At 54.0% G+C, this 9,150-nt stretch carries 13 protein-coding genes; 1 reads left to right on the top strand and 12 read right to left on the bottom strand.

Translation table 11 applies throughout. The features are described from left to right. Positions 1–68: 68 nt before the first annotated feature. From Q4C79_RS00870 to Q4C79_RS00850, 5 genes are read right to left on the bottom strand one after another with little or no spacing between them, the layout of a single operon-like run. A complete protein-coding gene (locus Q4C79_RS00870) occupies positions 69–653 on the bottom strand; it encodes a phage baseplate assembly protein V (RefSeq protein WP_303089144.1) in 585 nt (194 codons plus the stop codon). Continuing rightward, positions 637–1,740: a phage late control D family protein gene (locus Q4C79_RS00865; RefSeq protein ID WP_303089143.1), complete on the bottom strand. Its 1,104-nt coding sequence runs from the start codon at positions 1,738–1,740 to the stop codon at positions 637–639. The genes Q4C79_RS00870 and Q4C79_RS00865 overlap by 17 nt, the downstream gene beginning before the upstream one ends. Next, the gene (locus Q4C79_RS00860; protein ID WP_303089142.1) at positions 1,728–1,946 is read right to left on the bottom strand and encodes a tail protein X; all 219 of its coding nucleotides are present in this window, start codon (positions 1,944–1,946) and stop codon (positions 1,728–1,730) included. Before Q4C79_RS00860 ends, Q4C79_RS00865 begins: the two co-directional genes overlap by 13 nt. Beyond that, complete coding sequence (locus tag Q4C79_RS00855) at positions 1,943–2,839, bottom strand: phage tail protein (protein WP_303089141.1); 897 nt, start codon at positions 2,837–2,839, stop codon at positions 1,943–1,945. Before Q4C79_RS00855 ends, Q4C79_RS00860 begins: the two co-directional genes overlap by 4 nt. Further along, positions 2,839–5,151, bottom strand: coding sequence for a phage tail tape measure protein (locus Q4C79_RS00850; RefSeq protein ID WP_303089140.1), 2,313 nt, complete (start codon positions 5,149–5,151; stop codon positions 2,839–2,841). Before Q4C79_RS00850 ends, Q4C79_RS00855 begins: the two co-directional genes overlap by 1 nt. Before the next feature lie 43 nt (positions 5,152–5,194). Here Q4C79_RS00850 and Q4C79_RS00845 point away from each other — a divergent pair, with 43 nt between their 5' ends. Beyond that, positions 5,195–5,386, top strand: coding sequence for a hypothetical protein (locus tag Q4C79_RS00845; RefSeq protein ID WP_303089139.1), 192 nt, complete (start codon positions 5,195–5,197; stop codon positions 5,384–5,386). On the opposite strand, the gene Q4C79_RS00840 is transcribed toward Q4C79_RS00845, so the two are convergent. From Q4C79_RS00840 to Q4C79_RS00810, 7 genes are all read right to left on the bottom strand, one after another. Beyond that, a complete protein-coding gene (locus tag Q4C79_RS00840; RefSeq protein ID WP_303089138.1) occupies positions 5,383–5,520 on the bottom strand; it encodes a GpE family phage tail protein in 138 nt (45 codons plus the stop codon). The genes Q4C79_RS00845 and Q4C79_RS00840 overlap by 4 nt on opposite strands. 28 nt (positions 5,521–5,548) lie before the next feature. Then, a complete protein-coding gene (locus Q4C79_RS00835) occupies positions 5,549–5,839 on the bottom strand; it encodes a phage tail assembly protein (RefSeq protein WP_303089137.1) in 291 nt (96 codons plus the stop codon). A gap of 165 nt (positions 5,840–6,004) precedes the next feature. Further along, on the bottom strand, positions 6,005–6,523 hold the full coding sequence (locus Q4C79_RS00830) for a phage major tail tube protein (RefSeq protein ID WP_303089136.1): 519 nt from the start codon (positions 6,521–6,523) through the stop codon (positions 6,005–6,007). 10 nt (positions 6,524–6,533) lie between these two features. Next, positions 6,534–7,934 (bottom strand): phage tail sheath subtilisin-like domain-containing protein, encoded by a 1,401-nt coding sequence (locus tag Q4C79_RS00825; protein ID WP_303089135.1) that lies wholly within the window; start codon positions 7,932–7,934, stop codon positions 6,534–6,536. Between the two features lie 9 nt (positions 7,935–7,943). Next, positions 7,944–8,456 carry a Gp37 family protein gene (locus Q4C79_RS00820; RefSeq protein ID WP_303089134.1) on the bottom strand — a complete coding sequence of 171 codons (513 nt, stop codon included), beginning with the start codon at positions 8,454–8,456 and terminating at the stop codon, positions 7,944–7,946. Continuing rightward, positions 8,456–8,887: a gp436 family protein gene (locus tag Q4C79_RS00815; RefSeq protein WP_303089133.1), complete on the bottom strand. Its 432-nt coding sequence runs from the start codon at positions 8,885–8,887 to the stop codon at positions 8,456–8,458. Before Q4C79_RS00815 ends, Q4C79_RS00820 begins: the two co-directional genes overlap by 1 nt. Before the next feature lie 2 nt (positions 8,888–8,889). Further along, positions 8,890–9,150 carry a hypothetical protein gene (locus Q4C79_RS00810; RefSeq protein WP_303089132.1) on the bottom strand — a complete coding sequence of 87 codons (261 nt, stop codon included), beginning with the start codon at positions 9,148–9,150 and terminating at the stop codon, positions 8,890–8,892.

The following is a 9,150-nucleotide window of genomic DNA, read 5'->3' as shown; positions in this document are numbered from 1 at the left end:
CTGTATCGCTTGATAGATACAGGGATTTTGCTTGATAGCCGCCGGAAAGGCTTTTAAATGGATTTAAACTATTTGGGCTGGCCGGTGGTGCCGCCGGAATCGCCGGGGTGGGTGTGGCCGGTCAGGCTGATACCGTTGGCCACCACGTCGCCGGTTACTACCACGTCGCCGGTAATCACCGCTGCCGAGCTGCCGCCCCCGTTGCCCGCCGTCATGCCGCTCACGTAGGTCAACAGCCCCATCACGGTGGCGTTGCCTGTGATCTCTGTGTTTGGCGCATCAATGGTAACCGTGCCCTTGGTCTGCACCACCACATCGCCGGATTTTCGGTTGTGCATAATCACCGTACCGTTTTTAAAACGGCGCATCCACATATCTTTGCTCGCGGCCGGTGGAGTGTCGGCGGCGTTGTAGGTCGCCCCCAGCACCACGCCGTTTTCGCCGCGCGCATCCAGCAGACACACCACTTGCTCGCCTTCGTCCGGCAGGCTGTAAAACTGGTTGCCGCCCGCTGCCGGTGTGAGCATCGGCAGCCAGTCGGTTTCCATGTTCTCAAGGGCAGGCAGGCGCACGCGCAGGCTATGTCCGGCTTCGTCCACCGCGGCCACGATACCGAATTGCAGCGTAGCCGTGAAATCATGATTGGGCAACATCTGCACGCTCCTCTTCTTCGGGGATGTATTCCAGCATCTTGATTTCGAGGTCTGTGGCGTAGCCACCGCGGCGGCTGTAACTGTGGCGCGCCTGTTTGACCATATAGCGGCCGCTGAACTTGCCGTGGTTTTTCAGCATTATCACTTGCCCGGCCACCAGTTTGGCGTTGCCCACCACCGTAATATCGCCCGCGCATTGCTCGTCTTGGGCGTCTGCGAGTGCGGCATCGGCGCGTGCGTTAACCTGCGCCTGGCTCTCGCCCTTGTTGGCGATGATTTTGAGCGTATCCCCAGATGTTGTGTGTTTGGCTTTCTTCCGGCGCGGCTTGGCCGTGCGGGTGGTGGTAATGTTTTGCTTGGTCTTAGGGTCGTAGCCCGACACCACCGCCTTATCGGGCACGCCCTTAATCAAGTCGCGCAGGCGGATGCTGATCATGTCGGCAGGCTCCAACGCAGCCACCGGTTCGCGCTCGGCCAACTTGGCGTTGCTCATAAAAACCAACGTGTCGCCGACGATTTTAAAGGTGTGGCCGTATTGTTTGGCCAAGCGCGCCAGAAACTCGATGTCGCGCTCCTGATATTGGGTCACGCGCTCGATGTCGATGTGTTCGCATTCACCGTCCACTTTCAGTTTCAGACGGCCTGCCACCATCCGCACAATTTTTGCCAGCGTGGTTTTTTCATAGGCTTTGGGTTGCAGGGTGCGGTTGGCTTTGGTAATACCCGTAGCCAATGCTTTCAGCGACACCGTGCTCGGCGGGTGGTTATACTCGATTTCGGCGATTTCAAAGCTGCCCAAAGCCACCAACCCCGTGAACTGGTCGCCGATACTCAAAGCGAGCGCGTCGCCCTGCTCGGGATACCAGCCGCGCAACCAGCGGCCGTCGGTGTCTTCAAACTGCACTTCCAGCTCGTCGGATTGCTCGCCGAGATAATCGGTGTAGGTAAGCGACAGCAGATAAGGCTCGATGTCGCCAGTGATGTCTTTTTGCTCGTATTTGAGCACAAAGTCCGGCTTGGTAACCGGGTGCGTATTACCGCTTCCCGCCAAGCCGTTAAGATTGATAAAAGCACTCAGCGCATCCACGGCGGCAAATCCTCTTGGCTGTTTTTCGGTTTGGCTTCCAACACTGGCACGAACACCGTTAACCCGCTTTTAAACTCTTCGGCCAGCGGCAGATGCGGGTTGGCCGCCATCAGGCCGTCAACCAGCAGCGCGTTGCCGTAATGCTTGTGGGCAATCAAATCCCAACGGTCACCGTCGCGGGTGGTGTAGCGGATAACCGCACTCATAAATCCCTCCTTGCCGCCAAATAGCCCGTTAAGGTTTCCACCGCAGCCGAGCCGTCAATCAGGGCAGATGCTGCACTTTCTACTGCCTTCGCTCCGCCGTCTAACCAATCAATCAAGCTATCGCTTTCAACGGCCGTTCGCAGGCTGCCCACCGCGCCGCCCAATTCCGCTGCGGCTTGCGACGCCTGCGCCGCAAGCACCGCCACGCCTGACAAGTCGCCGATAAGGCTGGTTACCTGCGGCAGGGTATTGAGTTTACCCAATACGCCGCCGCCGATGCCCAGCGCATCGCTCACCAGCGCCAGCGCACCCGCCGTATCGTTGCTCAGGTCTTTGGCGGCATTTATTAGTCGCTGCATCTCGTCGATGCCGCTTTCGGCGGCGCGGTAAACCTGCACGCCTTTTTCCACTGCCTGCATGATGTCCGATGCTTGTGCCTGCACAGATTCGGGCAGCAGCGACAACAGCGGGTTCTTTCCCGCCTGCATCACCGCAGGCGTGGGCAGCGGGTTATTCGGGTCGCCCGCAAATTCGGTCAGCTCCACGTCCACTTCGCGCGCCGCCGTGCGGCCCCGGCCGTCCTGCATCAGCGTGCGCTCGGTCAGCCGCTCGATTACAAACCAGCCCACGAAGCGGCCGCTGCCATACACCAACGCCTGCGCCTGCTGGCTTTCTTTAGCGGACAGCAAGCCGTTATAGGCCGTATCCGGGTTGCCCAGCTTCCAGTGCAGCTTCAGACTAAAACGCAGCGTCGTCAGATCGTTGCCCATCGCCTGCAGGCGCGGCCGCCCCTGCAAAACATCATGTTTAGCAAAGGCCGCAGCGTGATCCGCCTCCAATGATGTAAAGCTGTTCAATACCTCAAAACGCACATCGCCCAACATTGCATACATCAGTAAGCCCTCCGCGCCCGATCCGCCATCATCCGTTTAAACATCGCCTCAAACTCGCGCTGGCTTAACGCCAAGGCCGTCTGAATCTGCTGGGAATCGGCGCCGGGTGCGTTGATGGTGGGGTTATAGTTAATCACCATACCGCCGCTGCCTGCCGCCACTGCCTGCCGCTCCCGCTCGGCGGCAAATGTTGCTCTGCCTGCTGATACGCGTGCGGCAATATCGCCGCGCAGCTGCCCCATACTGTCGGCAAAGCGCTCTTTCAGACGGCCGGCCCATGTGCCGACCGCCTGAATCGGCAGATCAGCGTTCTTATTTACACCGATAGCCAATCCTTGGGTCATATACCCGCCATAGCTACGGAATACACGGCTCGGAGAGTGAATACCCATGCCTTTAGTATCAGAAGTAAATGTCGATTTAACCGCAGACACCACACTCCGAACCGCTTCCACCGCGCGGCCAACGCCGGCCTTAATGCCATTGACCAAACCGTTAATCATCTGGCCGCCATAAGCGTAAAATGTTGCCCCCAAGCCTGCCAGCCAGCGCCACAGGGCCTGAAATACCCTCATAAATAATGCCGCCGGCGAGAAGCTCAGAATCAGATGAACCAAGGCAAGAATGCCTGCCGAGCAAAAGCCCTTAATAATTTCCCAAGCCGCCGACAACCAAGTCAGAATGCCGTTCCATGCTGCCCGAAACGCTGTAGTCACATTCTTCCACAGCACAGTGAAGAAAGCGCCCAAATCCTGCCATAAGATTTTCGCACCAGAGACCACGGCCTCCCAGTTATCGTAGAGAAGATAGCCTGCCAAAGTCAGCAGACCGATAGCTGCGAAAATGGGGTTGGCCATCAAAAACGCACCCAATTTCATAAAAGCGGAGCCAAGCATCGGCAATAAGCGAATAATGAATAACAAACCGCGCCCAAAAAAAGATACTAATCTCGTTACGTAGCCAATAAACGTACCAACGCCGGAAATGGCCTTTGACAAAATCACAAACCCCATTGACCCCACACCCATCAATGCGGTGAATGTCGTGATTCCAACAACCAAACCGGCCAACACTCCGCCGAATTGGATAATGCTGTCTATTACTGCGGGATTCCCAGAAGCCCAGTCCGTTACCGAATGGATTAAACCGGCCATAGCCGAGGAAACTTGATTAATAATCGGCAACAAACGGTCGCCGATTACAGTCATAAATTCAGCCCAACTATTTTTCATCAACGCTAGGCCGTTTTCAGTAGTGGCCGAACGAGCAGCAAACTCTTTCTCCATACTTCCGATAAATTCAAGTTTCCCGCCTTTACCGGCTTTTTGAAGCTCATTAATCGACTTCTGATATGTATCCAAGCCGCCTACAAGTGCGGCAACATCATCGGCATATTCCAAGCCGAATAAATCGACCAATGCGCCCATTTGGCTTTCTTTCGGCAACTTTTCAATTTGCTTCAAGAAACTCATCAATGCCTGTTCGCCATTCTCTTTGATGGCTTTTTTCAGAGCCTTACTGTCGGTACCCATACCTTGCAATACAGCTTGGAATTTCTTGCCCTGCTTGTCAGCAGTCATCAGCTTAGTCAGCATACCGTTGATGGCCGTACCAGCTACCTCCGGCGTTTTACCTAAGCTGATAAAGGCGTTGGAAAGTGAGGCGGTTTGAAGCTCGGTCAACCCGAACTGTTTGGCCACGCCGCCGACGCGCCCCAGCGTATTGACAATATCCGAGGCCTTTGCAGGACTCTTATTGGATAAATGGTTGATGGCATCACCAAGCTTGTCTATTTGCCCAATCGGAATCTTGTACACATTGGCAAGCTTAGCCATGCTATCGCCTGCCAGATCCGCTGACATATCAAAAGCCACCGCCATTTTTGCGATGGTTGTCGTAAATGACTTCAAATCCTTCTCTGCCACCCCCAACTGGCCACCGGAAGCGGCAATCGCGGCCAACTCTTCTTTGGCCATTGGAATAGTTCGGGTTAAGTCCAAGATGTCTTTTTTTAGATTTGCCAGCCCTTGTGGTGATTCAAAATCAACCACTTTTCTGACATCAGCCATCGCTGATTCAAACTTGATAGCCTCTTCCGATAGACTCATCACTATGCTGCTTACGGCTTTGATGCTGTTCACCGCCGCGGCGGCAGCGACTGCCGTACCTGATCCTAAAACAGTCAGTTTTTTACTGGCACTGATGGAGTCATTTTTAAGCAACCCAACAACCGAACGCAGGTTTTTAATTCCCGCGATCGCTCCCCCGACGGTCGCGCCGACAGTAATTGCAATTGCTAAATTTGATGACATCGGATAAAATCCTTTGTAATAATTGTGCAGAAAGGGGGTTAAAATGAAAGAGTTATTGACTTATGTAAGCGATATGATTTCAATCTTTGGCTTGCTATTTGCCTTTGCCGTTTTTGGCGTGATTGCCATTATTGCTTACCATTTTTATCCAACCATCACCGTTACGGTTGTTATCCTTACATCAATCGGTTGGATGACTGAGTTTTTCAAACACCTCAAGACTAAAAACAGCTAAACCCCTTTCCGGTAGCCCGCCTTAATTTGGCGGGCTGCTTCTTTCTGCCACTCTTCAAACTCATCAAGCGGCAAATTGTAAACATCCTGCACGCTCCAACCAAACCACCATGCCACATCGGCGGCGGCGGCCAATAATTCCTGATTGACTGACGCCGCTGATTTATTCGCTACCGGTTTCGTTTTCGGTGCGAAAGGTGGCTTGGATCACCTCCAAGTCCTTCAGGTCCAGCATATCCAGATCTTCCGGCACTAGGCCGGTTACGCGTGATACCAGCATCAAACCCTGTTCGGCTTCGTTGGCAAAGTGCATCACCGCCCGCAAATCACCCACACGCGGGCGGCGCACGGTTACTTTTTCCAGCATTTCGCCGGTAGCCAGGCGCACCGGGTATTTCAGTTTAATTTCTTTGTTCGCGCCCAAGTCTTGCTGAAGTTGTCTGGCTTCGGTCATTTTTGTAATCCTTTTTCAAAAACAGGCCGTGCGGGGCGGCCGGATAAGCCCGCAAACTGTGATCGGTTTGAGAGGCCAGTTTAAGCTTTCAGACAGGCATCTGCTTTTAGACGCGATTAAAAAAACACCCTGCCGTAAAGCAGGGTGTTTGTTGTTTCAGACAGCCTATGCGCCGATGTTTTTACGCATCTGGCTCAGCACATCTTCGCCGCCGACGCGGAAAACGTTTTTAAAGGCGTTGTAGTAGAGCACTTCGCGGCCGTCTACCACTTGGCGGATTTCCGTCGCCTGATAGGTGGTGGAGTGTTCCGACTTCTCTTTGTTCTTGAAATTGCCCAAGCCGTTTTTGCTGAAGGTGGCCGTTACCGTCGTAACCACCGGCACCTCTTTAACCAGGCCGCGGGCATCGTGCAGTTGCTGGTTGCCGCGCACCATCAGCTGGGCGGCACGGAACGGGTGGTAGGTTTTGGCGGCTACCTCGGGATAAAGGCTGTTCCAATTGATTTCCCCTTCAAGCGCTTCGGCACCAGACGGCAGTTTGATGGTGCCGAAAAGGCCCAAACCGCCAAACTCATCTTGGGTAATCTCAAAATCAGGCAGCTTAAACTCTGATGCCTTGCCTAAGTGGTTGTTGCCATCAATATAAACGTTGGCATTGTAAATCGCGCGGATATAATCATCCATTTGCAGCTCCTTAATTATTACCCGATACCAGATTAACCAGATATTTGCGGGTCATCACGCTGGTATTGGTGATGCGTTCTCCCGGCAGCTTGGGCGTGTAGTCATACCAGATCGGCACCTGACCCTTAGAAAATGCATCGACCAAATCATAGCCGTAATCCAAGTCTACCGAGAAACCGACAATACCTTTTTCGGCACCCATATCGGTACGGATGGATTCGAGCAAACTATCGATCAGCGCATCATCAATCGGGCGGTCAACATACTGCAATTCTACCCGGCGGATACGTTCGTCGATTTGGTCACCGGTGCGTTGCGCCACCTCGAAGTTTTTAATATGGCTCACCGTCGGGAAGCAAGCCAAGCGGTTACCCCACAAGCGGTAGCCCGTTCCATAGCTATTGAACACGGTGGTAATACCTTTTTCGTTGAGGCGGTTGGTTTCGCTCTGCGGATCGTCCACGCGGGCGGTCAGGCCGATTTCGATGCCGGTAACGCCCAACAGCTCTTGGTTGGATGTACTCCACCAATAGCCTTTCTCCACATCGGTTTTCATGCGCAGACCGGCGGCGTGGGTGGCCAGGCTCTCGACGCCCAGCAAACCGATTACATGCGGATAAAACAAATGGGTGCGGTCGCTGGAGGTTTGGAAATTAATCACACCCATAGGTCCGCGGCCTTCCAAAGCACGGCTTAAAGTTGTCCCTTTAGGCGCATTCACATAAGCAATCGCATGCAGCTTGGCGGCCAAAATTTCCAATGCAGCGCGGCAGGTAGCGGTGTTATCGTATTCCGGAGCAATAATAATCTTGGCGTCGGCACCGAAACGGTTAAAGCCCTCGGTAACCAGCTCCATACCGGTACGCTTACCGGATACGGCCACATAGGCACCGATAATGTCCGCTTCGGTAACCTTGGTCGGGTCGGTATAGGTATAACTGATACGCGGCGCAGTGGGTGCACGCAGATAAGTAATCTCGCCGGTCAGCCTGTCGATACTATAGGCCGTACCTTCTACCAGCAGATTACTTCCATCCCGCAGGGCATACAAGCCGTCCTGCAATGCCGGGAAACGGGTTTTTGCCGTGAGCGTATCCGAATCTACTGTCAGCACTTCATCAACAATCTGCGTCTTATGCTTTGCCGGATCACATACATTCACCACATAAGCAATACCCGCCTTGTAGCGCGTCCAGATATTCGCTGCATCAGGCAGCGTGAACCCCTTGTTGGTGAGATTCAGGCCGAATTGTGAAAAATCTTTGTTGGTCTGGCACACGGTCAATTGATTGACCGGTCCGACGGGGGCAGTACCGATAATCGCGGTAATCGCCCCGTCAACGGCATAAACGGGGCTGGAACCGCCATCAATGCGGATGGTCTCCGTACCGTGGTGGAAAGCTGCTGCCATATTAATCTCCTATTTCTTCGCAGACTGTGCTGCGGGTTTTAAATCAGGCTCAAGAGGTTCACCCTCGCGGCGCAGCCGCACGGCAACCAACTTGCTCAAATCTTGCCTTTTCAGGCGTTCCACCTGCTGCGTTTCAGTTTGCAGGAGCAACTCATACACCCATGCTCCCGCTTCTTCGTCGACGAACTGCTCGCTAATCAAGTGGCAGGGCGTACAATCCGGCGGGCGGAAACCCACTACCGACAAACGTGCCTCGTCCAGAATGGCCAACGCCCCATAATCACCGTGCAAATTAGCCCCGATGATTGTCAACGCCAAAGTCATCACACGCTGCTGGGATATCCGCCCCAGCCCAATTTCATCGCTGAAGCGGCTGGAGCGGTAGCCGACTAATATCGTTCCCGATGGATGAATAAAGTTGTATTCCTGAGGGTTATCCGGATAAACATCCACCATTGCGTCAGGAATATCCTGCTGCAAACGCTCACAGATCGCATCAATAATCGGTCGGGTGGAGGCCATTAGTAGCCCTTCGTATCCATGCGGCCGGCCGCACGCACATGATAGGCACCACGCTCAGGCTGCGGCTCCGGCACCTTGCCGATGCGCCGTATATCCAAATGGATTTTGCCGTCGCGTATGTTCTCCAACACCTTGATGGTATTTTCATACGCAACCTGCAACGGCTTGGGGAAATCAGCCCGGTTGATCCGGCGGCTGTGCAGCCAATGCCGGGCCAACACCACGCATAAATTCGGCAAGATTGACGGCACATTAGACAAGGGCATTTCATAACGCCCGCGCATATAGCCGTCCACCAACTCGCATGCGTAGTCGATGGCCGCATTAACCACACGATCATCCGGTTCAGCCGCCCGCGGCTCATCGTTGGTCAGTTGAATCAACTCAGCCTTACTAATGGCGGCCGCCAAATCATCCGGGGTGATATACATATTTAAGCCCCTTTAGTGCGCCGACCAGCCTTGCTCTGGTTTTTTGTTTCCGGTTGCTCAGATTCCGGCTGTTCGGATTGCCCGGGTTCAGTCTGTTCGGGTGGCACCGGCTCGTCAGTTTCCAGCAGGGTAACGTGCGCCGCCACGTCCTGATACTGATCTGGCGTTAAAGCCAAGGTAGCACCGGCTTCTACGCGATATTCCTTACCTGTCGCATCGAGCAAAATCAGCGGGGTTTTTGCGATATATACTTTTAAAGCCAT

This window comes from Neisseria sp. (genome assembly GCF_030523955.1).
Lineage (GTDB): Bacteria > Pseudomonadota > Gammaproteobacteria > Burkholderiales > Neisseriaceae > Neisseria.
Note: the sequence above shows the minus strand (reverse complement) of the source record. Positions and strands in the feature narration are given on the sequence as shown.